Consider the following 21,289-nt stretch of genomic DNA (forward strand, 5'->3'; position numbering starts at 1 on the left):
GGCTGACCGTTGACACGTGGCCTACGCTCCGAGGGAGTTGAGCAGATGACGCGGCACCACCCGGAACGATCGTTCACCGGGCCCCTGGCCGGCATGAGGGTCGTCGAGATCGGCAGCATCGGGCCTGGGCCGTTCTGCGCGATGCTGCTGGCCGACCTGGGCGCCGACGTGATCCGCGTCGACCGTGCACAGGGCGCCACACTGGTCGGCCCCAACGCGGACTTCCGCACGGAGCTGCTGCACCGCGGGCGTCGTTCCGTCGCCGTCGACCTCAAGCACCCCGACGGCCCGGAGGTCGTGCTGTCGCTGGTGGAGCAGGCCGACGCGCTCATCGAGGGCTTCCGCCCCGGCGTCACCGAGCGGCTCGGGATAGGCCCCGCGGATTGCCACGCGCGCAACCCCCGCCTCGTATACGGGCGGATGACCGGATTCGGCCAGGACGGGCCGATGGCGCAGACCGTCGGACACGACATCAACTACGTCGCGCACAGCGGCGTCCTCTCGCTGATCGGCCGTGCCGGACAGCCGCCGACCCCGCCGCTGAGCCTCGTCGGGGACTTCGGCGGCGGTGGCATGCTGCTGGCACTCGGGATCCTCGCAGCGCTCTGGGAGGCCCGCTCCTCGGGCAAGGGCCAGGTCATCGACGCCGCCATGTGCGACGGCGCCGCTCTGCTGGCCACGGCGTTCTTCGGCTACCGGCAGACCGGGGCCTGGCGCGAGCGCGGCACCAACATCGTGGACAGCGGCGCCCCCTACTACGACGCCTACGAGACCGCCGACGGCACATGGGTGGCGGTCGGCAGCATGGAACCGCACTTCTACGCGGATCTCCTGGACCTCCTCGGCCTGAAGGCCGACGAACTGCCTCCGCAGAACGACCGGTCGCGGTGGCCCCGGATGAAGGAGATCTTCGCCGAGGCGATCCGCACCCGTACCCGGGACGAGTGGGTGGCGCGGGCCGAGGGCCGGGAGGTCTGCCTGACCCCCGTCCTCGAGCCGGAAGAGGCGGCCAGGGACCCGCACAACCTTGCGCGCGGAGCCTTCATCGAGGTCGACGGGCTCACCCAGCCCGCCCCCGCGCCACGCTTCAGCCGGACGACCGCGACCGTCGACCTCCCCCCGCCGGCGCCCGGAGAGCACACACGTGAGGCACTCACCACATGGGGCGTTCCGGAGCAGACCGTGGCCGCCTGGGAGGCCGCCGGCGCCGTGCGCGGCACCACGCCCTGACCCGTCCCCACATCGCACCGCGGAGCAAGGAGCACTGATGAAGAGCGTGGACACGCCGTACGAGACGATCAGCCTGGAAGAGCGCTCACCCGGTGTCGTCGTGGTCACGTTGAACCGGCCCGACCGGTACAACGCGATGACGAACACGATGTTCGTCGAGCTCGAGCGCATGGCGGTCGAGCTCGACGACGAGGACGACTGCCGGGTCGTGATCCTCACCGGGGCGGGCCAGGCGTTCTGTGCCGGCTACGACCTGGCCGACGCCGACGACCTGCCGAACCTCGGTGCGCTCGGCATGCTCGACCAGCAGGAGCGCGCGGCGCGTGCGCTTCTGGCGGTCCGTTCGATGCGCGTACCGGTCATCGCGGCGGTGAACGGACCTGCCGCGGGGGGTGGTCTGTCGCTCGCACTGGCCGCCGACATCCGACTGGCTGCCCAGAACGCCAAGTTCAACGCCGCCTTCGTCCGCATCGGCCTCTCCGCCGGGGACCTGGGCGCGTCCTGGCTGCTGACCAGGCTGATCGGCCCTGCCCACACCAGCGAGATCTGCTTCACCGGCCGCTTCGTCCACGCGGACGAAGCACTCGATCTCGGGCTGGTGAACGGCGTCAGCGAGCCCGACGCCCTCCTCGACGACGTCCTCGCGCTCGCCCGCTCGATCGTTGCCAACTCCCCGGGCGGCGTACAGCTCTCCAAGCGGGCGCTGCAGGCCAACATGGAGACGGCTTCGTACGCCGCCGCGCTGGAGCTGGAGAACCGCGGTCAGGCGCTGCTGACCAGGGGCGCGGACATGCCCGAGGCGCTGGCCGCCTTCAAGGAGAAGCGCGAGCCGGTCTTCACCGGGCGCTGACGACGATGACGACGACCGAAGGACCGACCATGGCGACCCTGGACCTGCCCGAGCTCGAGACCCTGACGGTCGAACCGCTCGACGGCGACATCGCCGTGCTGCGGATCAACCGCCCGGAGCGGATGAACTCGCAGACGGTGAAGATGTTCACCGAGTACGGCACCGCCGCCCGCGCGCTGCGGGACAGCGGCCTGCGCGCACTGATCCTCACCGGGGCGGGGGAGCGGGCGTTCTGCGCCGGCTTCGACCTCGACGAGATCGAGGTCATCACGCACATGGGTGTGCGGGAGTTCCTCAAGTTCCAGGAGACCGCCACCGGCGGCATCCAGGCGATCCGGCATCTGCCCTTCCCGGTGATCGCGGCCGTCCACGGCGCGGCCACCGGCGGCGGGCTGGCGTTGGCCCTGGCCGCTGACATCCGACTCGTCGCGCCGACGGCCAAGTTCAGTGCCGCCTTCGTGAAGGTGGGCCTGTCCATGGGCGAGTTGGGCACGTCGTACAACCTCAGTCGCCTCGTGGGGCCCGGCCGCGCCGCGGAGATCGGCTACACCGGCCGCTTCGTCGGCGCTGAGGAAGCGGTGCGGATCGGGCTGGCCAACCGGATGGTGCCGACCGAGCAACTGCTCGACGAGGCGGTCGCGATGGCCCGGCTCATCGCCACCAACTCGCCGGGCGGCGTGCGCATGTCCAAGCGCGCCATCCAGCGCAACCAGGAGATCACCTCCTACGCGGCCGCGCTCGAGCTGGAGAACCGCGGCCAGGCGCTGATGTCGCGCACCGAGGACATGCCCGAGGCACTGGCCGCCTTCAAGGAGAAGCGCGCACCCCAGTTCACAGGAAAGTGAAGGACCGGCATGACCGCAGAGTGGACACCGGAGACCCTCGATGCCCTCGCCTGGTTCCTGCGCGAGCGCGGCCTGTGCGAGGGCGAGCTCGACGTCAGACGGATCGGTGACGGTCACTCGAATCTCACGTTCGTGGTGTCCGACGGCGTCAACCGGGTGGTCGTACGCCGCCCGCCGCCACCGCCGACGCCGCCGGGAGCGCACGACATGCTGCGCGAGGCACGGCTCGTGGACGCCCTGCGGGACACCCCGGTGCCGGTGGCCACCGTGCTCGCCACGGCGCAGGCGGGCGAGGTGATCGACGTGCCCTTCTACGTCATGAGCTTCGCCGACGGCCCCGTGGTGACCACATCAACCCCCGCGCCTCTCCACCGAGCCGGAACCCGGCGCCAGATCGGCGAGGCCCTCATCGACACCCTTGCCGACCTGCACGCGGTCGACTGGCGTGCCGCCGGCCTCGGCGACATGGGCCGGCCGGAGGGCTTCAACGCACGCCACCTGCGCCGGATGGGACGGCTGGTCGCCGATGCGGACGGCACTCCACCGCCGCACTTCGCGGTCATCGAGGCCTGGCTCGCCGCGCACGTACCCCCGGAGTCGGGTGCCGCGATCGTGCACAACGACTACCGGATCGGCAACGTGGTCCTCGCGCCGGAAGCCCCGGGCCGCATCGCCGCCGTACTCGACTGGGAGCTTGCCACCATCGGCGACCCGCTGTTCGACGTCGGGTACTTCCTGGCCTCGGTGCCCGAGGCGGACAGCCCGCGCACGCCGACCGAGGACCTGGGCACCGCGATGCTCGAGGACGGATACCCGACCCGCAAGGAACTCGCCGACAGGTACGCCGACCGCACCGGGCGCGACCTGTCGAACCTGGACTGGTACACCGCCCTCGCGCTGTGGAAGCTCGCGGCGCTCTACGAGTACAGCCGCCGCCGGACCGTGCGGGGCGTGGGCGACCCGTACTACGCCGACCAGCGGCTGGTGCAGTCCTTCCTGGAGGCGGCGCACCGGATCGCCGGGCTAGACGAGCCACCGGCCGCACCCGAAGACGAGCTCACCGAGGAGACACGATGACGGACACCTTCCACGACGCACTCGTGGCGCCGGACACCCCCGGCCTCCCCGAGCGGTTCTTCGACCGGTTCGTGTTCAACCTCCACCCGGTGGACGCATCGTCCCCGTCGATCCTCCTCGGGCTCGGCATCTACCCCCCGAAGGACGTGGTGGACGGCTTCGCGATCCTGGCCACCGACACCGAGCAGCGGAACGTCCGTTTCTCCACCGAGCTCAGCGCCACCGACGGCGGGAGCGCCGGGCCGCTCTCCTGGAAGGTGGTGGAGCCGATGAAGACCTGGCAGATCGCGCTCGGCCCCAACCCGACCGGAATGGAGTTCGACCTCACCTGGCGCGCCCGGACACCGGCGTGGACCGGCGAGGTCAGCGTGACCAACAACGACGGAACACCCTCGTCCTTCGCGCACCTCTTCCAGTCCGGGTACTACACCGGGGCGCTGACCATCGACGGCCGGCAGCAGCGGATCGACGGCTGGTACGGCCAGCGCGACCGCTCCCGGGGCGTGCGCACGATGTCCGGGGGCCAGGGGCTGCACATCTGGTACCAGGCCCAGTTCCCCGACCGCTCGATCGGCTTCCTCCTCGTGGAGACCCGGCAGCACGAACGGCTGCTCCTGGAGGGCGCCGTGATGCACGAGAGCGGCGAGCTCGACCACATCGTGAACGTACGCCACGACCTGCAGTTCGATGACAACCTGGACCTGAAGGGCGGCACGGTGGAGGTGACCACCGAAAGCGGCGCCGTGTACCTGGTGGACACCGACGCCTCCGCCGGCGGTGGCTACATGTCCGGTGGCGGATACGGCGGTCACCACGGCCGACCCGCAGGGCGCGACCACATCGAGCACGATATCTACCCGCTCGACGGGTCGGTGTCTCCCCGCACGCTGGACTCCGCTCTGACCGACCGGCTGGCATCGTTCAACTGGAACGGCACCCCGGGCCGGGGCATCTTCGAGTTCGCGCTGACCCGCAGCCGGTCGTACACCTACCAGCCGACACTGCACTGACGGCCGGCTCTGCACTGACCGGTCGGCATGGCGCTGACCAGCCAGGCCGACACAGCAAGCAAAAGGGCCCTGCACCGCTGAGCGGAGCAGGGCCCTTGCCGTACGTATCAGAGAAGGCTCTTGGCGATGATCTCCCGCTGGATCTCGTTGGCACCGCCGTAGATCGGCGGCGCCAACGCCCTGCGGACCTGACCTTCCATGCCGTACTCCCGGGCGTAGCCGTAGCCACCCATCATCTGCATGGCCTCCAGGGCGGTGTTCTTCGCGATCTCGGTGCAGCGCATCTTGGCCATCGCACTCTCACGGGCGAGGTCGTCCTCCTGCCCGGCGTCGACCCGACCGGCGGCGTCGTAGACGAACGCCCGGGCGAACTCGATGTCGGTCGCAAGGTCGGCGATCCGGTGACGGAGCGCCTGGAAGCTCCCTATCTTGCGTCCGAACTGCTCACGCTCCCCGACATAGGCGATCACGTCGTCGAGCGAACGCTGGGCCGCGCCCAGGCTCATCGCCGCGATGATGAGCCGCTCCACGCTGAGCCCCCGCATGAGCTGTTTCCAGGCATTGCGCGGCTGGCCCACCACGGCGGACGCCGGCACCCGGACGTCGGTGAAGAAGACGTCGTTGCAGGTGTGCGCCTCCATCGTCTCGATGCCACGGATGTCCAGGCCCGGCGTGTTCGTCGGCACCATGAGCAGGGTGAGCCCCTCGTGCTTGGTGCCGCTGCTGTCCTCGCGGGTGAGCACCAGCAGGTGCTCGGCCACGTGCGCGGCGGAGATCCACGTCTTCTGGCCGTTGATGACGTACGTGTCGCCGTCCCGCGTGGACCGTACGCGCACCCCGCCCAGGTCCGAGCCCGCACCCGGCTCGCTCAACGCGATCGCCTCGAGCTTGCCGGCGACCAGGTTGGACACGATGGTCTTCTTCTGCTCCTCCGACCCCCACCGCATGTAGGTCTGCGCCGCGGTCAAGCCGGTCGAGTACCCCGTGATGGGCAGCAGCCCCCGAGAGGTCTCCTCCAGGAACACACACTCGTCGACGAAGCCCGCGCCGCCGCCGCCGTACTCGTCCGGCAGAGACACACCCAGCCAGCCGAGCTCGGCGAGCCTGGCCAGGATCTGCGGGCTGTTGGACAGCGTGCCGCCCTCGGTGACGGCGTCACGCTGCGCCAGGGTGCCGCACTCCTGGAGGGAGAACTCGCGGATGGCCTCAGCGAACTGCTTCTGCTCCTTGCTCAACTGCATCTCAGGCACCCCGGTACTTGGTGAAGTCGGGCTGACGCTTCTCGTTGAAGGCCCTGATGCCTTCCTCGGCCTCGGGAGTCTCGCCGAACAGCTTGAGCGTGGTGTAGGCCATCGAGCCGATGCTGACGAAGTGCTCGGTGTCCGTGTTCATCGACTGCTTGAGCACCTTGAGTGCGGTCGGCGAGAACTGCAACATCTGGTCGGCCCACGCGCGCACCTCGGCGCGCAACTGGTCCGCCGGAACAACCTTGTTGACCAGGCCCCAGTCGAGGGCCTCCTGCGCACTGAGCCGGCGGAGCATGAACCAGATCTCGCGGGCCCGCTTCTCACCGACCACGCGAGCCAGGTAGCCGGAGCCAAGGCCGGCGTCGAACGACCCGACGCGGGGGCCGTTCTGGCCGAACTGCGCGGTGTCCGCGGCGATCGTCAGGTCGCACAGCACGTGCAACACGTGACCACCGCCGATGGCCAGACCGTTCACCGCCGCGATGACCGGCTTGGGCGTGTCCCGGATCACCCGGTGCAGCGCGTCGACCTCGAACAGACCGCTCTGCGACGGGCCGTAGTCGCCGGTCTCCATGCGCTGCTTCTGGTCACCACCGGCGCAGAAGGCCTTGTCTCCGGCGCCGGTGAGCGCGACCACGCCGACCTCGTCGCTGGCCCAGGCCCGCTTGAAGGCCATCACGAGCTCGTCCACGGTGCGCGCGCGAAAGGCGTTGTACCGCTCGGGACGGTTGATGGTGATCCAGGCGAGACCGTCCTCGACCTCGTACGTGATGTCGGTGAAGTCGTCCATTGGCCTCGATCCTCTCTGCGTACGGCCGACGTGGAGTCGGCGTGGGATGAGCAGCGTCGGCCTTTTCGGCCTGACCATTAGACTCTATGGCTGTGAACGATCGTTATCAACCCCCAGATTTCTGCTGCTCACCCGGCTCTTGGTGACGTCGTCACAGTGCCGTTGCCGGAGACGACGAGGAGCCGGCGCTGAGGCGCCGGCTCCGGGGGAGTGCTGTGAAGTCGAGTGTGGTGGATCAGCTCCTGATGCCCATGACGCCGCACACCGGTGCCGGCCAGTCGAGGCCGGCGTCCTCGGCGATGTGGCGGTCGAACCCGGCGGCGATGTCGTCCGGGATGGGAGTCGCCCGGCGGGTGTCCAGGTCGACGTGGACGAGCACCAGCTCGAGCGTGTGGGCCAGGCGTTCATGGGTGCGGTCGAGGAGGAACGCCATCATGTGCATCGCCTTGGCCGACCTTGCCAGCACGCGCGTGTGCACGGAGAGCTTCTCGCCCTCGTGCATCTCGCTGTAGTACCGAAGGTGATGCTCGGCTGTGAAGACGCCCATACGCCGGTTCGCCCGGTAGCTGTCGTCGATGCCGACCTCCTCGCACAGCAGCGAGGTGCTGCGCGCGTCCAGCTCGAGGTAGTGGCGGATGTTCATGTGGCCGTTCTGGTCGATGAAGTCCGGTGTCGCGGTGGCGTTCATCCAGGCGGGCAGCTCCATCACCTGGTCGAACGACGGTATGGGCATCTGGTTCGTCACACGTTCCTCCGGTGCCGCCCGCCGACTCCCGCTATTGAGGCGGAGCCGTTAAGCAGCGAGCCCATTGACCGGGTGTGATCGGCGGGGATGCACGACGGCTGACCCTGCCGGAACTCGAGGCGGCGTGACCGCGGGTGCGGCAGCGGAAGGCCGTGTGTGGACGGGGGTTGCATGACACGGTGTTTGATCCGTCGCCGCTGACCTACTTTTGATGTCGGCCAGTCCGGGCCGCCCTGCGAACGGGATCTTCGAGGCGGTGCGGGAGGTCGTGAAGGCCATCGGGGTGACGCGACGCTGACCTGCAGATCTACGCTGCTCCTTCGTATTCGTGCTGATTCCCTGAGGACCCGATGGCGCTTGATCCTCTCGTGGGAGGGGGGCGGCGATGGGTACTGGTGGGAATACTGGCGCGAATGGTTAGACCTTCGAATTGGTGCGCCGTATGACCAGAAAAGGTATGCTCCAAGGTATGGACGACAGGGCTGATCGACGCGGGCTTGGCGCGGGTCCGGGCATGGACTTCGCGGTGCTTGAGGCGCGAGCAGCGGTGGTCTCGTGTGTCGTCGCTCCCCAGCATCTGCAAGCCGCACGGCGGCGTGTACTGCGCCCTCGTGGAGACCCTGGGGATCGGCGTGGGTCTGGGGTGGGACGAGGCGGTACCGGTCCACCAGTGCTCTTCTCAGCAGTTGCGGTCGGTGGACGTGGTCGACGGCGAGGACGCCTGTCGGACCGCGGGGATCGCGGGTGGAGCGGATCGTGTGCAAGCTTCGCGCAGAGAGCCGGGGCGATGCTGCCTCCCAGTACTTGCGACTGACGTTTGGCCTCTACTCGCCAGCGTCGGTGATGCGTTGAGGAGAAGACAGTGGCCGTGGACAACGACGTTCCCGCAAACCGGCACGACCTTCACCCTGCTGTCCGGCGGGTGCTCAAGCAGGTCTCCACGATCATGAATGAACCGAGCCTCGCGCCGGGACGGGGCACACTCGACGTGCGGCGAGCCGACGCGGCGCTGAACGCCGCCGAACACCTCCTCGCCCGCCAGCTCGCCGGATTCCAGGGCAGCAGCGGCACGGAGTCCCAGCTCGCCGCCGTGCTGATCGAGGTGCAGGCGGTCCGGAGCTTGGTCAACGAAGCCGAGCTCGGCAGGCGATCGGCCGCGGTGAAGGATGTACGGGCGGCGTTGCAGCGGCTGCGATCGGTGGGAACGGTAGCCGAACTCGTCGAGCAGGCACCGATCGAAATCAACCGGCTCGGCTACCGCCGTGCCTTGCTCTCCCGTCTGCAGGGAGCAGACTGGGCCGCTCGGGCGGCGTTCGCTCATGAGGATGCCTGGCTGGCGGTGGAGCTGGTCCGGATCGGAAGTGCTTCTCCTGGTCGATTGGGCAGGGAGCTTCCAGAGACCGAACTGGTGCGCCATCGCATCCCGGTCCTGGTACGGGATGCACAGAGCAATCCCCGAGTACACCGCGAACTGATCACTCTGGCTCGTACCAAGGACTACATCGCGGCTCCGCTGATCGCCAGAGGGGAGGTCGTCGGCCTGATCCACGCCGACCAGCACGTGGAGACGGGCACGGTCAGGTCCTTCGACCGGGAGCTGCTCGGGCTATTCGCCGAGGGCCTGGGCTTTGCCTTCGAGCGCGCGTTCTGCCATGAGCAGCTCAGCGCGCTCCGGAGCCGCCTGGAGGACCAGGCGCGATCGGTGGGCGATCTCATCGAGAGCTCCCTCGGCCCCGACGCGTTGGCCCTCGGAGTGCCGCCGGAGTCTCCGTCCGTCGCGTCGGCTACTGTCCCGTGGCCGAGACTGCTTCATGCTTTGGAATGGCCGCTGACAGAGCTGACGCGCCGTGAAGTCGAAGTACTGCAGCACCTCGCCGATGGCGAGTCGAACGCCCAGATCGCCGCCAAACTGTATGTCTCCGTCGAAACGGTGAAGACGCACGTCAAGAATCTGTTGCGGAAGCTCGGTGCGGCGAACCGCGCCGAGGCTGTCGCGCTCGTCAGAGAGCTCGCGAGCCGATCCCCCCAGTGATCTCGTCGGACCGTGCGGGAAGCGAGTGTGCCGGGGCCCTGACAGGTCCCCGGCACACCGCTGTCCCCGTGTGCGTCGTCGCTCCCTGTGGCGCTATGCCTTCGACCGGTCGAGGTAGATCGTCTTCAGTGCCTGGTAGCCGTGCAGTCCCTCCGGACCCAGTTCCCGCCCGATTCCGCTGCACTTGATGCCGCCGAACGGCGCGGTCGGGTCGTTGGCGTACGCGTTGATCCCGATGGTGCCCGAATGGACCTTGCGGGCCAATGCTTCACCGCGGTCCGGATCGGCCGTCCACACCGTGCCTCCGAGCCCGTAGTCGCTGGAGTTGGCGGTGGCTATCGCCTCCTCCTCCGACGAGTAGGGGATCACCGACAGCACCGGACCGAAGATCTCCTCCTGCGCGATGGTGTGTGCGTTGTCGACGTCGGCGAAGACCGTCGGTTCCACGAACCAGCCGTGGTCGCGGTTCTTCGGCCGGCCGCCGCCCGCGGTGAGCCGGGCGCCATCACTCAACCCCTTGGCGATGTAGGACTCCACGCGGTCGCGTTGACGCGACGACACCAGCGGCCCCATCTGAGTGGTGGGCTCCAGCGGATCCCCCACCGTGAGCGAGGTGACCAGACCGGTGATGGTGTCCACCACTTCCGCATAGCGGGAGCGGGGAGCAAGCACCCGGGTTCCCAGCCAGCAGATCTGACCATTGTTCAGCAGAGTTGCGGCGAAGAAGCTCTCGATGTTGGCCTGCAGATCGGCGTCGTCGAGCACGATCGCGGCGGACTTTCCCCCCAGTTCCAGGGTCACCGGTCGCAGGAGCCGGCCGCATGTCTCGGCGATCGCCCGCCCGGCGACGGTGGACCCGGTGAACGACACCTTGTCCACCTGGGGGTGGGAGATGAGATATGCGCCGAGTTCCCGGCCGCCGGGGATCACGTTGAGCACCCCGTCGGGAAGTCCGGCCTCTGCTGCGGCCTCGCACATCAGCAGGGCGTCCAGCACCGTCTCCGGGGCGGGCTTCAGTACTACCGTGCAGCCACTGGCCAGAGCGGGAGCGAGCTTCAGGAAGGTGATCGCCTGCGGCACGTTCCACGGGACGATCGCGGCGACGACACCGATGGGTTCCCGGATGATCCGGGAGATTCCGCCGAGCATCCCCGGCCGCGTCTCCTCCTGGGTGCTGTCCGTCATCAACTGGGAGTAATAGCGCAGCAGGACCGCGGGAAACCCGCCCTCGAACTGGTGGGCAAGGGTGATGGGCATCCCGTTCTGGACGGTGACCCGGCGCGCGGTCTCGGCACTCCGCTTTTCCAGCGCCGCGGCGAACCGTTCGAGTACTTCGGCGCGACGCGCCGGCTCCCAACTCGCCCAGCCCTCCGTGTCGTCGAAAGCACGTCGAGCGGCGGTGACCGCGACGTCGATATCGGCTGCGGTGCCTTCCGGAACCGCTCCGATACGCTCCTCGGTGGTCGCCGAGTACACCGGGATGCTGTTGGACGTAGCTGGGTTCGACCAGCTGCCGCCCACGTAGAGCTGGTCGTATGCGATCAGCGTCATGTCCGACTCCTTAGCGCTCACTCGTGCACGAGTACGATCTTCACGGCTTCGCCGCGGTGCTGGGCCGCCACGGCCTCGTTGATCTCTGAGAACGGCATCGTCGTGATCAACTTGTCGAAGGGGAAACGGCCGGTCCGATGCAGGTCGAGCAGTTGGGGGATGAACACATCCGGATCGCTGTCGCCTTCCACGATTCCGGTTACCGTCACCCCGAGAACCTGCGCCTGGATCAGGTTGAGCGGGAGAGCGGCAGCAGGATCGGCCGGAACGCCGATGATGCCGAGCTTTGCCCGGTGCCCAAGCGACTGCATGGCCTGCTCCAGTACCGAGACCATTCCGGTCGTGTCGATGGCGTAGTCGACGCCTTCAGGGACGATCGTGCGGACCTGTTCGGACAGTGGCCCTGCGGCCGGGTCGATCGCGTGGGTGGCGCCCAGCGATAGCGCGAGGTCGCGGCGCTGCGCATGGGGCTCGACGACGATAACGGTGGCGAGCTCGCGCACGGCGCCCGCCATGACGGCGGACAGGCCGACCGAACCACCCCCAAGCACCAGCAGCGAAGAGCCAGGCGCGCAATTGAGCGAATTCAGGACGGCTCCGGCGCCGGTCTGAACGCCGCAGCCCAGGGGGCCGAGCAAGCTCAGGGGAGCGTCGTCGGCGACCTTCACGACATTGCGTTCGTGCGCGATCGCGTGCGTGGCGAACGACGACTGGCCGAAGAACTCCGATCCCAGCGCGGTGTCGCCGAGGTGAAGAGTGCTGGTGCCATCAGGCCGGGTCCCGCCGAAGTTGAACGCCATGAACTGCTGGCAGTAGGCGGGTTCACCCTTCCGGCACTGCGTGCACTGCCCGCAGCTGTTGAAGCTCAACACGACCTTGTCGCCGGAGGCCACCTTGGTGACCGTGCTGCCGACGGCGACGACCACTCCGCTCCCTTCGTGCCCGAACACGCCAGGGAGCGGAAACGGCAGGTGACCGTCCTTGGCGGCGAGATCGGTGTGGCACAGCCCGACACCGGCGATTTCGACAACGATCTCGTCGGCCGCCGGAGCGGCCAGAGCAATCCTTTCCAGCGAGAACGGCCCGCTGATTTCCTTCGCGACCGCCGCGGTGATGTCCATCGTTGGTTACTCCTTAGTCGGGGAGCTGGATCAGCCGTTGGTGCCCGCCACCGTGACCCGTACTCCGTCGCAGGTTTCGTTGATGATCAGCTGGCACGCCAGCCGTGAATTCGGCTGGAGACCGTCGGCGAATTCGAGCAGTTCCCGCTCTTCGTCCGAGGCCTCGGCGAACCGCACCTGAGACGCTTCATCCACGTACACATGGCACGTCGCGCAGGAACAGCTGCCGCCGCACTCGGCGATGATCCCGGGCAGGTTGTTGCGGACCGATCCGTCCATCACGCTCTGCCCGCAGGGGACGTCGACCTCATGGACGGCTCGGTCGGGCAGGATGTATACGACTTTGGGCATGGTGGGGCTCCGTGCTCACTTCAAGACGGTGTCGGAGAGGGGCGTCTCGGGGTCTGCCAGCCGCAGCGGGTCGACTCGTCGGCGGGACGCGATGAACTTCTTGCCCGCTGCGAAGTCGGCCGGGGCGTTGGCCGACTCCACGGCGGTGATGACCTGGTCCTCGTGGTGGAACAGCGCGAAGCGTCCCGATGCTGGGTCTCCCCGGAGCACGACGTCACGTACTCCCTTGACCACTCCGGCGATCTTCAGCTTGAGGTCGACCTGGTCGGACCAGAACCAGGGGACCTCGTCAGGCGGCGGGGCACTGCCCAGAATGGCCGAGCACGCCTGCCTCGCCTGCTCCGTCGCGCTGGGGATGCTCTCCAGACGGAGCATCCCGTCCAGGCCGGCGACGCGTCGGCAAGTGACGTCGCCGATCGCGAGGACCGACGGATCGCTGGTGCGCGCCAGCCCGTCCACCACGATCCCCCCGTCGCACTCCAGGCCCGCTGACCTGGCCAGTTCGTCCCGCGGGACCGCTCCGACCCCGACCAGCACGGCGTCGCACGCGAGGTGAGTGTCGTCGCTCAGTACGACTTCACCGACTCGCCCGCCTCGCCCGGACAACCGGACGACCTCAGCCCCGGTGATGATTGTGCTTCCCCGGGCCTGGTGGCGCTCCGCGAGGATCCCTGCGAACCGCGTGCTTGCGACGCGGGCCAGCACGCGCTGCTCCCGCTCCACCACGGTGACGTCGACGCCGTGGGTCCGCGCGGCCGCGGCCACCTCCAAGCCGATGTACCCGCCGCCGATGATGGCGAGCCTGCGCTTCTCGAGTACGTACTTGCTCAGGACGCGGGCATCGGCCAGGGTTCGCAGCGTGATCACGCCGTCGAGGTCGGCGCCGGGCACCGGCAGGGTTCGCGGCCGGGCCCCGGTGGCCAGGACGAGGATGTCGTAGGCGTACGTGTGCCCAGAGGACGTGTGCACCTGCTGAGTGGTCCGGTCGAGGGTAACGACCTGCTCGCCCAGCAGCAGCTCGATGCCCTGCTCGCGGTAGAACTCCGCCGGCCGCAGCCACTGCTCCAGATCGCCGCCGGCGAACTTCTTGGACAGCGGCGGCCGCTGGTACGGGAAGTCTGTCTCGTTCCCGAGTAGGACGACCTCTCCGCGATACCCGCCCTGGCGGAGCAGCCCGACCAGAGTGGCCCCCGCGTGGCCGGCGCCGACGACCACCACACGCCGTGCGTCGTCGGCTCTCAGCCCCGTCACGACAGCTCCAGGCGGACCGGTAGCTTCCGCAGCCCGCCGACGAAGTTCGTCTGGACGACCTTGCGTTCGCCGGTGAGCTCGATGCTCCTGATCCGCGGCAGAAGCTCCTCGAACATGATGCGAAGTTCAAGCTTCGCCAGGTGCTGGCCGATGCACATGTGAGGCCCGTAGCCGAAGGCGACGTGCTTGTTCGGCCGCCGCTCGATCTCGAAGAGGTCCGGCTGATCGAACACATCGGCATCCCGGTTAGCAGACTGGTAGAGCAGCATGAAGCGGTCGCCCTTGCTGATCCGTCGACCGCGCAGCGTGTAGTCCTGGGTGGCCTGCCGGGTGAAATGCTTGACCGGCGACGACCACCGGAGCCCTTCGTTGACCAGGTCGGACACGAGATTGGGGTTCTGCTGGACCTTGGCGAGCTGATCGGGATGCAGAGCCAGTTGCTCGATAGTCCCAGCCATCGTGCTGGAGGTGGTGTCGTGACCGGCCGTAGCGATGGCGATGAACCAGCCGTAGGCGAAGGTCTTGGCGAAGTACTCGCCGCTCTCCGTCCTCGCCGAAGCGATGATTGTCGCGAGATCGTCCCGAGGAGACTTCCTGCGGTCCTCCACGAGCACGTCGAAGTACGCGTAGAAGTCGTTGATGGCGGCCGACCACTGCTGGGCAGCGGCTTCCGGGGTGAGCGGCTCGACATCGGCGCGCTGCGTCTCCGGGTCGGCGGTGCCGAAGAACTCCTGGGTCAGCGCCATCATCCGGGGTTCATCCTGCTCGGGAACCCCGAACAGGCTCATGATGACGTGCAGCGGGTAGAAGAGGGCGAAGTCCTGGACAAAGTCGATGTCGTTGGTGCCGCTGTGCAGGGACTTCCCGATCGCTTCCCGTGCCAGGGCCCGGATGGTCTCCTCCCACTTCTTGAGGTTCGCCGGCCGGAACCAGTCGGCGGCGATGTCCTTGACCGCTGTGTGCTCAGGCGGGTCAAGGTAGGTGAGGGTGTCCAGGATGCGCAGGCTGCCGCCGGTCAGACTCTTGGTGAACTGGTCACCCGCCTGGTTCTGCAGGATCGGGTTGTGCGAGCCGGGCTCGGCACCGCCTCCGCTGGTGAAGACGTCGGGTTGCCGTTCGATCTCCATGATGTCCGCGTGCTTGCTGACCAGCCAGACGGGGTCGTAGCCCTCAACCCTGGCCTGGCCGAGGGGGTTGTTCTCGCGCAGCCAGTGGTACGCCTCGAAGAGCGGCACGTCGTCCCGGTGTCCTTCCGGGAAGACGACCCGTTGGGCGATGTCGTCCGGTACGACAGGGACTTCCGTGGCTTCGGTGGTGGTCATGACCCCTCCCATGCGAAGGTCCGGTGCTGCGGTGTCGCAGTTCCGGACGGCGGCTCGTCGCGAAGTGGTCCCATGCTGGATGCGGGACCTGGGCCGTACATCGCCCTTGGAGGGGGGAGATTTCTCCCTCCGCACTTCCCCTGGACTGCCCCAGTCCCAGTCGGTTGTTAAGAGTTCCCGGACAGGGAATGCCTAGGTGTGGTCGGTGGCCCCGAGGTCGTCTTGTTGGCCGCGCACCACGAACAGAATGCTCGCTGGCGAGTCGAAGCACGATCGCCGGTCGAGCGGGCGCTGACCGCGAGCCTGCGCGCAAGGCCCAGCGCGGGAGTGGTGGCAGCCAACAGTTCGAAAAGGCGCGTTGCTGTCTACCAATGGATCGAACCAGCGGCTGTCGAGCGGAAGCGGCACCGATGAAGCATCAACGTGGCTCTTCACAATCCAGGGTGTAGTCGTGGCCTGAAGCCGCCGGTTTCCAGCAGGGATCTGGCGATGTAGTTGGTGAGGTTGCGGAATCCGAGGGCGGAGCCGCGGAGGTGTTCAAGCCGTCCGTTGATGGCCTCGGTCGGTCCGTTGGACGTGCCCGGGCGTTCGAAGTAGGCCAGCACGTCGGTGGCTCGCTTCTTCAGTGTCCGGCCGAGTGTGATGATCTCGCTCAACGCGCTCGGGACGCCCTGGCTGACCGACTCGATCAACTTCACCATCAGCTCTCGGCCGTTCCTCCGATCGGGTTCGCGGTAGGCGGCGATCATCCGCTGGTAGACCCCCCACGTGGCTTCGACCTCAACGTGAGCGTCGCTCGCAAACAGCGCGGCCAGTCGGTCCTTCTGCCTGTCGGTGAGCAGGTCAGCGCCGGTGTGGAGGGCTCGCCGTGCGGTATAGAGCGGGTCGCTCCTGCGTCCGCGGTGCCCGTGGATGGCCAGTTGGACACGTCGGCGGCATCGGTCGAGTGCGTCGCCGGCCAGACGCACGACGTGGAATGGGTCCATGACCGCGACCGCGTCGGGCAGTTCCTCGCTGGCGGCGGTCTTGAGCCCGGTGAAACCGTCCATCGCGACGACCTCGACGCGGTTGCGCCAGGACTCTTCGCGTTCGGCGAGCCAGGCGCTGAAAGCCTGCTTGGAGCGGCCTTCGATCATGCCGAGCAGCCGGGCAGGGCCGGTGCCGTCGCGGTTGCCGGTCAGGTCAATGATCACGGTGATGTACTTGTCGCCACGGCTGGTGTGGCGCCACACGTGCTCGTCGACGCCGATCGCGGTGACGTCGCCGAACCGGCCGGTGTCGTCGATGAGGACGCGCTTCCCCTCGGCCAGGACGGCGTCGTTGGCGGTGTTCCAGGCGACCCCGAGCCCTTCGGCGACACGGGCGACGGTGAGGTGCTGGCAGACGATGGCTTCAAGGGCCCACCGCAACCCGCGGCGCGAGAGCTTCGCCCGCGGCTCAGCCGCCTTGGTGGTGTCCTGCCGCCACACGTGCCCACAGTCGATGCAGCGGTAGCGTCGGATCGTGACGTGAAGGATCGTGGGCCGCCAGCCGAGTGGCTCGTGCGCCAGTCGCCGGGTCACGGTGTCACGCGGTGTGCCTTCGCAACCGCAGCGGCGGCACCACTGATCGGACTCGACGACCCGGCACGCGAGGACCGCACGATCCGGGGCGAGTCGCTGACCGGTGACTTCGAGCCCGAGCTCGTCAAGGCGGCAGAACGTATTCATGTCAGCGCGGGCGAAGCCCGCCTCAGGGGTAGCGTCGTGCAACGTCGAGGTCTTCCGGATGGGCTTGGTGTAGGAACCCCCTTCCTCGGGAGACCTCGTCGCCTACCCGAGGCCACTGACGCGGGGTGAGCTTCCACCGCCGGTGTGACACAGGTTCCTGACGGCTGATGATCTGAAGTCATCCAGGTGAGGGCGAATCGTTCTGCTTTGGCCCCGGTCGCGCGAGGGTGACCGGGGCCGGAACTTGAACGGTGGCTTCGGTCGTGGCTTGTGAGCCGTTCAGCTCTGGGGCATTCAGCGGCCGATGTCGTCCAGCTCGGTCAGGTCCTCATGAGAGAGCGAGAGTCCCGCGCCGGCGATGTTCTCGCGCAGGTGCGCCGTCGATGACGTGCCGGGGATAAGCAGGATGTTCGGTGATCGCTGCAGCAGCCAGGCCAGTGCGACGGACATCGGTACCGCCTCCAATCGAGCGGCGACCGCCGAGAGCGCCGAGGACTGAAGCGGGGTAAAGCCCCCGAGGGGGAAGAAGGGCACGTACGCGACGCCGTCGGGGGCGAGCCGGTCGATGAGCTTGTCGTCGTGGCGGTGGGCGAGGTTGTACATGTTCTGCACGCACACGATCGGCGCGATGCTCTGTGCTTCGGTGACCTGCTCCTCGGTGGCGTTGCTGACCCCGAGGTGGCGGATCAGGCCCTGCTGCTGGAGTTCGACGAGCGTCTCGAACGCCTCGGCGAGCGAGCCGGGCTGGGGACCTTCGGCGTTGCCGAGTCGGAGGTTGACCAGGTCGAGTACGTCGAGCCGGAGGGACTTGAGGTTGTCGTGGACCTGGCGGCGCAGATCTTCGGGTCGCCGGGCCGGAGGCCAGCCACCCTGTTCGTCGCGGGTCGCGCCCACCTTGGTCACGATGTGCAGCGACTCGGGATAGGGGTGCAGTGCCTCGCGGATCAACTCGTTGGTGACGCGCGGCCCGTAGGCGTCGCTGGTGTCGATGTGGGTGATACCGACGTCGACCGCTTCACGCAGAACGGCCAGGGCACCCTCGCGATCGGCGGGCGGCCCCATGACCCATGGGCCGGCCAGTTGCATGGCGCCGTAGCCGAACCGGGTGACGGTCAGGTCGCCCAGAGTCCAGGTGCCGCCGGGAAGAGAGGGGGAGGGTGTGCTCATTTTGTTGCCTTTCGTCGTGCACTTGGGGGGTGGCGCCTGCTGCCTCCCTGCATCAGCATTGGAGAGAAACTTCCTGTCGGGAAGTAGGCACTTGGGAGTGCGTAACCCACCCATTGGTGAGAGGTGCGATCAGTGACGACGATGAAGGCGGCCCAGAAGAGGGCTCAGGCCAAGGTGGAGTACAACGCGTTCCTTGCAGGGTGCCCCAGTCGGCAGCTGCTCGACCGGATCTCGGACAAGTGGGTCGTCCTGATCTTGTGTGCGCTGGGCGGCGACAACAGCGCTGGCCAGCCCGGTGCAGCACACGCAGACGCTCCGAAGGCGATGCGTTACTCCGAGATCTCTCGTCTTCTGGCCGGGGTCAGCCAGAAGATGCTGACCCAGACGCTACGATCGCTGGAGCACGATGGTCTGCTCACCCGTACCGTGACGCCAACCGTCCCTGTCACCGTCGCCTACGAGCTGACCGACCTCGGCCTCTCGCTCCACCACATGACGCGCGGGCTCAGAAACTGGGCGCAGGCGCACATGGCCGAGGTCCTCGCAAACCGCGAGAACTACGACTCTCGCACCTCCTGACGACTCACATCCAACCGTCCAACAGCTCCACATTCTCGGCGCTACACCCTCAACTGCGAAGAGCCATCAACGTCCGGCAACCGTCTATGACTGGGCGCTCGAGCGCGCAACGGCTTCACAAGTCTTCGAACGAAGAATGCTGGGGGTCAAGGGGTCGCAGGTTCAAATCCTGTCGTCCCGACGGTGAAGTCGGATGTTTCCGCAGCTCAGGGGCACTCTTAGGAGTGCCCCTGACGCGTGTTTGGGAGCAAACTGGGAGCCCTCATCGCTCCCAATTGCTCCCACCGCTCCCAGTCGCCGTCGTCGGCGTCAATTGATGTTGACCGCCGATCGCCCGATCCGGTCGAGATGGTCATGCCCCTCGTCCGGCGGGCCTGCTGCTCCCAGCTTTTATTGGTCAAGGGGTCGATTTGCTCCCAGAGCCTCAAAGGGGGTCGCGTGAAGGGGCGACCCCTTGTCTGATTTCGGTGTCCCCTTGACGGCGAGGGCTCCATGTCTGGGTGGGCAATTCATCAAGAAGTTGAACGCGGTTCCGGGGTGCTGTGCAGGTCGGAGGGGCTGCCGACGGGGTGCTGGTGTTCTCGTGCGTCCCCTTGTCGGCGAGGGAGTGGAGGTAAGCGGCGATTACGGGATGTAGGGGGCGTTTACCAACCATGCCCTGGTGCGCGCAGGCGCCCTCGTTGGATTCACCGCCCGCCGAGCATGCGGACGTAGCCTCACGCTCAGCTCCGGGCGCCGGCAACGGTGCGACCAGCTGTCAGCGGTGGATCTTCGCGCACGGCGTGTCATCGGTCTTGTTGAACTCGATGCACAGCCAGGCGCCATGGCGGAACGTCCGGCCTTTCAGGCAACCAGTCCACGTACGTTGGAGAACTTCGTCATTCCGGCAGAGACAGGGGTCGCATCCTTCCACGTGGTGATGTCGTTCCGGACTCCCGGGTGCACCGGGTACAGGCGGGCTCGAACGCCTGTACCGTGGCTGTCCATCCAGCCTGCCCTTGCCGGAATCCTCGTCCGGGCAGGTCATGCGGCATGTTCGTACTCGTGGAGAATGCCGCCAAGGCGATCGCGTCTTGGTACCTCGAGGCCGGCGATCTGGTCCGGATCGGCGATCGGCGGGGACAACGGGTTCAGCGGGCGGACATTCGCGATGCCCTGGTGGGGCCGGTGCAAATTGTAGAAACGCTCGAACTCCCGCAGGGCGTGGAGCAGATGCCACTGATTCCAGATCAAGGTCCGGTCCAGCAGCTCGCGCCTACAGGTCTGCACCCACCTTTCCATGATCGAGTTCATCCTCGCCATCCGGACGCCGCTGAGCACGACCTCGATCCCCGCATCGGCGAGGACCGCGTCGAACAGGGCAGGGAACTTCCCGTTCCGGTCCCGGATCAGGAACCGCGCCCGGCAGCCGGCGTCCTCGAGATCCATGACCACGTTCTTGGCGGCCTGCGCCACCCACGAGGCAGTCGGATGCGCGGTCGCGCGCGCCCAGGACCCGGATCCGTCGGCTGGCGTGCTCGATCATGGCAAGCACGCACAGCCGCGCCCCGGACAAGGTGACCGTTTCCAGGAAGTCGCAGGCCAGCAGGGCATCGGCCTGGGAGCGCCGGAACGCGGCCCAGGTGCTGGAGGCCCGCTTGGGCGCCGGGTCGATCCCGGCCTCCCGCAAGATCTGCCAGACCGTGGAGGCGGCGACCTTCACGCCCAGAACGAGCAGTTCGCCGTGCACCCTCCGGTAGCCCCACGTGGGATTGTCCCGTGTCAGGCGCAGCACCAGGCCCTGGACGGAGTGGACGGTCCGCGGTCTGCCCGGGTGCTTCGGCCGCGAGGCGGCAGCGTGGCGGCGCGCCACCAGGTCGCGATGCCAGCGCAACAGCGTGTCCGGACGCACCAGCAGGCGCAGCCTGCGCAGCACATCCATCGGGAGGCGGTGGAGCAGGGCTGCCAGGAGGGCCCGGTCACTCGGGGTGAACCGCACCCTCTGCCCACCGAGTTGACGCTCCAGTACCGAGAGTTGGTGACGCAGGGCCAGGATTTCTGTGTCCTTCTCTCGAAGGCTCATCGGCAGCAGGCGTAGTAGGGCGAACGCGTTCGACACGGTCAGGTAGGCGAGTCGCAACAGTACGGTTGATCAGCATGCCGCGGCGACCCACAGCCGCGCGAGGGCATCGGCTCTGAGCGACAGCCTCGAGGTCCGGTACACCCCGCACATAGGCTCCCACCAGGCCGGATGGGTTTCGGCCAGGGCAACGTCGTCGACCCATCCCTGCACGCATACCGCACGACAACGGCCTGACGCGCTCGCGCCCTCGCAGCCCGACCACGACCGGTCGGGCTGCGAAGGCGTCGCGTCACATCGCCCTGAAGGGCGAGCCGCGCGGCGGGAGCGGCGGGCAGTGGCCGTGGACTCGC

17 protein-coding genes and 1 pseudogene are annotated in these 21,289 nt (G+C 67.7%); 7 read left to right on the plus strand and 11 right to left on the minus strand.

The window, feature by feature from the left end:
* Positions 1–45 precede the first annotated feature (45 nt).
* The 5 genes from ACWD4J_RS24370 to ACWD4J_RS24390 are packed head-to-tail and all read left to right on the plus strand — an operon-like array spanning position 46 to position 5,012.
* Entirely contained in the window at positions 46–1,230 is a 1,185-nt protein-coding gene (locus ACWD4J_RS24370) for a CaiB/BaiF CoA transferase family protein (RefSeq protein WP_451397543.1), read from the plus strand.
* Positions 1,231–1,267: 37 nt separating this feature from the next.
* Positions 1,268–2,080 (plus strand): enoyl-CoA hydratase/isomerase family protein, encoded by an 813-nt coding sequence (locus ACWD4J_RS24375; RefSeq protein ID WP_451397544.1) that lies wholly within the window; start codon positions 1,268–1,270, stop codon positions 2,078–2,080.
* A 29-nt stretch (positions 2,081–2,109) separates the two neighbouring features.
* Positions 2,110–2,925: an enoyl-CoA hydratase/isomerase family protein gene (locus ACWD4J_RS24380; RefSeq protein ID WP_451397545.1), complete on the plus strand. Its 816-nt coding sequence runs from the start codon at positions 2,110–2,112 to the stop codon at positions 2,923–2,925.
* Positions 2,926–2,934: 9 nt separating this feature from the next.
* Positions 2,935–4,002, plus strand: coding sequence for a phosphotransferase family protein (locus ACWD4J_RS24385; protein WP_451397546.1), 1,068 nt, complete (start codon positions 2,935–2,937; stop codon positions 4,000–4,002).
* Complete coding sequence (locus tag ACWD4J_RS24390) at positions 3,999–5,012, plus strand: hypothetical protein (RefSeq protein WP_451397547.1); 1,014 nt, start codon at positions 3,999–4,001, stop codon at positions 5,010–5,012. Before ACWD4J_RS24385 ends, ACWD4J_RS24390 begins: the two co-directional genes overlap by 4 nt.
* A 107-nt stretch (positions 5,013–5,119) precedes the next feature.
* Here ACWD4J_RS24390 and ACWD4J_RS24395 read toward each other — a convergent pair whose 3' ends face one another.
* From ACWD4J_RS24395 to ACWD4J_RS24405, 3 genes are all read right to left on the minus strand, one after another.
* Complete coding sequence (locus ACWD4J_RS24395; RefSeq protein ID WP_451397548.1) at positions 5,120–6,253, minus strand: acyl-CoA dehydrogenase family protein; 1,134 nt, start codon at positions 6,251–6,253, stop codon at positions 5,120–5,122.
* Position 6,254: 1 nt separating this feature from the next.
* Positions 6,255–7,049 (minus strand): enoyl-CoA hydratase-related protein, encoded by a 795-nt coding sequence (locus ACWD4J_RS24400; RefSeq protein WP_451397549.1) that lies wholly within the window; start codon positions 7,047–7,049, stop codon positions 6,255–6,257.
* Positions 7,050–7,284: 235 nt separating this feature from the next.
* On the minus strand, positions 7,285–7,794 hold the full coding sequence (locus ACWD4J_RS24405; RefSeq protein WP_451397550.1) for a thioesterase family protein: 510 nt from the start codon (positions 7,792–7,794) through the stop codon (positions 7,285–7,287).
* 862 nt (positions 7,795–8,656) lie between these two features.
* On the opposite strand from ACWD4J_RS24405, the gene ACWD4J_RS24410 reads away from it, so the two are divergent.
* Positions 8,657–9,826 (plus strand): LuxR C-terminal-related transcriptional regulator, encoded by a 1,170-nt coding sequence (locus tag ACWD4J_RS24410; protein ID WP_451397551.1) that lies wholly within the window; start codon positions 8,657–8,659, stop codon positions 9,824–9,826.
* 93 nt (positions 9,827–9,919) lie between these two features.
* Here the strand turns inward: ACWD4J_RS24410 and ACWD4J_RS24415 are convergent, their stop codons facing one another.
* The 7 genes from ACWD4J_RS24415 to ACWD4J_RS24445 form a co-directional block, all read right to left on the minus strand.
* Positions 9,920–11,377: an aldehyde dehydrogenase gene (locus tag ACWD4J_RS24415; protein WP_451397552.1), complete on the minus strand. Its 1,458-nt coding sequence runs from the start codon at positions 11,375–11,377 to the stop codon at positions 9,920–9,922.
* 17 nt (positions 11,378–11,394) lie between these two features.
* Positions 11,395–12,498, minus strand: coding sequence for an NAD(P)-dependent alcohol dehydrogenase (locus tag ACWD4J_RS24420; protein WP_451397553.1), 1,104 nt, complete (start codon positions 12,496–12,498; stop codon positions 11,395–11,397).
* A gap of 30 nt (positions 12,499–12,528) precedes the next feature.
* Complete coding sequence (locus ACWD4J_RS24425; protein WP_451397554.1) at positions 12,529–12,849, minus strand: 2Fe-2S iron-sulfur cluster-binding protein; 321 nt, start codon at positions 12,847–12,849, stop codon at positions 12,529–12,531.
* A 15-nt stretch (positions 12,850–12,864) separates the two neighbouring features.
* A complete protein-coding gene (locus ACWD4J_RS24430) occupies positions 12,865–14,100 on the minus strand; it encodes an NAD(P)/FAD-dependent oxidoreductase (RefSeq protein ID WP_451397555.1) in 1,236 nt (411 codons plus the stop codon).
* The gene (locus tag ACWD4J_RS24435; protein WP_451397556.1) at positions 14,097–15,422 is read right to left on the minus strand and encodes a cytochrome P450; all 1,326 of its coding nucleotides are present in this window, start codon (positions 15,420–15,422) and stop codon (positions 14,097–14,099) included. Before ACWD4J_RS24435 ends, ACWD4J_RS24430 begins: the two co-directional genes overlap by 4 nt.
* Positions 15,423–15,853: 431 nt before the next feature.
* Positions 15,854–17,131, minus strand: a complete 1,278-nt coding sequence (locus ACWD4J_RS24440; RefSeq protein ID WP_451397557.1) for an ISL3 family transposase — start codon at positions 17,129–17,131, stop codon at positions 15,854–15,856.
* A gap of 294 nt (positions 17,132–17,425) precedes the next feature.
* Positions 17,426–18,298 carry an aldo/keto reductase family oxidoreductase gene (locus ACWD4J_RS24445; protein ID WP_451397558.1) on the minus strand — a complete coding sequence of 291 codons (873 nt, stop codon included), beginning with the start codon at positions 18,296–18,298 and terminating at the stop codon, positions 17,426–17,428.
* Positions 18,299–18,439: 141 nt separating this feature from the next.
* Here ACWD4J_RS24445 and ACWD4J_RS24450 point away from each other — a divergent pair, with 141 nt between their 5' ends.
* Complete coding sequence (locus ACWD4J_RS24450) at positions 18,440–18,877, plus strand: winged helix-turn-helix transcriptional regulator (protein ID WP_383406480.1); 438 nt, start codon at positions 18,440–18,442, stop codon at positions 18,875–18,877.
* Between the two features lie 1,023 nt (positions 18,878–19,900).
* Here the strand turns inward: ACWD4J_RS24450 and ACWD4J_RS24455 are convergent.
* Positions 19,901–20,903: pseudogene (locus tag ACWD4J_RS24455) on the minus strand (integrase core domain-containing protein).
* Between the last annotated feature and the right edge of the window lie 386 nt (positions 20,904–21,289).

The organism is Streptomyces sp. NPDC002577, from assembly GCF_053594815.1.

Bases quoted from the DNA above. Each gene is read 5' to 3' on its own strand.
- ACWD4J_RS24370 (WP_451397543.1), top strand. From the start codon at position 46: ATGACGCGGCACCACCCGGAACGATCGTTCACCGGGCCCCTGGCCGGC.
- ACWD4J_RS24375 (WP_451397544.1), top strand. From the start codon at position 1,268: ATGAAGAGCGTGGACACGCCGTACGAGACGATCAGCCTGGAAGAGCGC.
- ACWD4J_RS24380 (WP_451397545.1), top strand. From the start codon at position 2,110: ATGGCGACCCTGGACCTGCCCGAGCTCGAGACCCTGACGGTCGAACCG.
- ACWD4J_RS24385 (WP_451397546.1), top strand. From the start codon at position 2,935: ATGACCGCAGAGTGGACACCGGAGACCCTCGATGCCCTCGCCTGGTTC.
- ACWD4J_RS24390 (WP_451397547.1), top strand. From the start codon at position 3,999: ATGACGGACACCTTCCACGACGCACTCGTGGCGCCGGACACCCCCGGC.
- ACWD4J_RS24395 (WP_451397548.1), bottom strand. From the start codon at position 6,253: ATGCAGTTGAGCAAGGAGCAGAAGCAGTTCGCTGAGGCCATCCGCGAG.
- ACWD4J_RS24400 (WP_451397549.1), bottom strand. From the start codon at position 7,049: ATGGACGACTTCACCGACATCACGTACGAGGTCGAGGACGGTCTCGCC.
- ACWD4J_RS24415 (WP_451397552.1), bottom strand. From the start codon at position 11,377: ATGACGCTGATCGCATACGACCAGCTCTACGTGGGCGGCAGCTGGTCG.
- ACWD4J_RS24420 (WP_451397553.1), bottom strand. From the start codon at position 12,498: ATGGACATCACCGCGGCGGTCGCGAAGGAAATCAGCGGGCCGTTCTCG.
- ACWD4J_RS24425 (WP_451397554.1), bottom strand. From the start codon at position 12,849: ATGCCCAAAGTCGTATACATCCTGCCCGACCGAGCCGTCCATGAGGTC.
- ACWD4J_RS24435 (WP_451397556.1), bottom strand. From the start codon at position 15,422: ATGACCACCACCGAAGCCACGGAAGTCCCTGTCGTACCGGACGACATC.
- ACWD4J_RS24440 (WP_451397557.1), bottom strand. From the start codon at position 17,131: ATGAATACGTTCTGCCGCCTTGACGAGCTCGGGCTCGAAGTCACCGGT.
- ACWD4J_RS24445 (WP_451397558.1), bottom strand. From the start codon at position 18,298: ATGAGCACACCCTCCCCCTCTCTTCCCGGCGGCACCTGGACTCTGGGC.
- ACWD4J_RS24450 (WP_383406480.1), top strand. From the start codon at position 18,440: ATGAAGGCGGCCCAGAAGAGGGCTCAGGCCAAGGTGGAGTACAACGCG.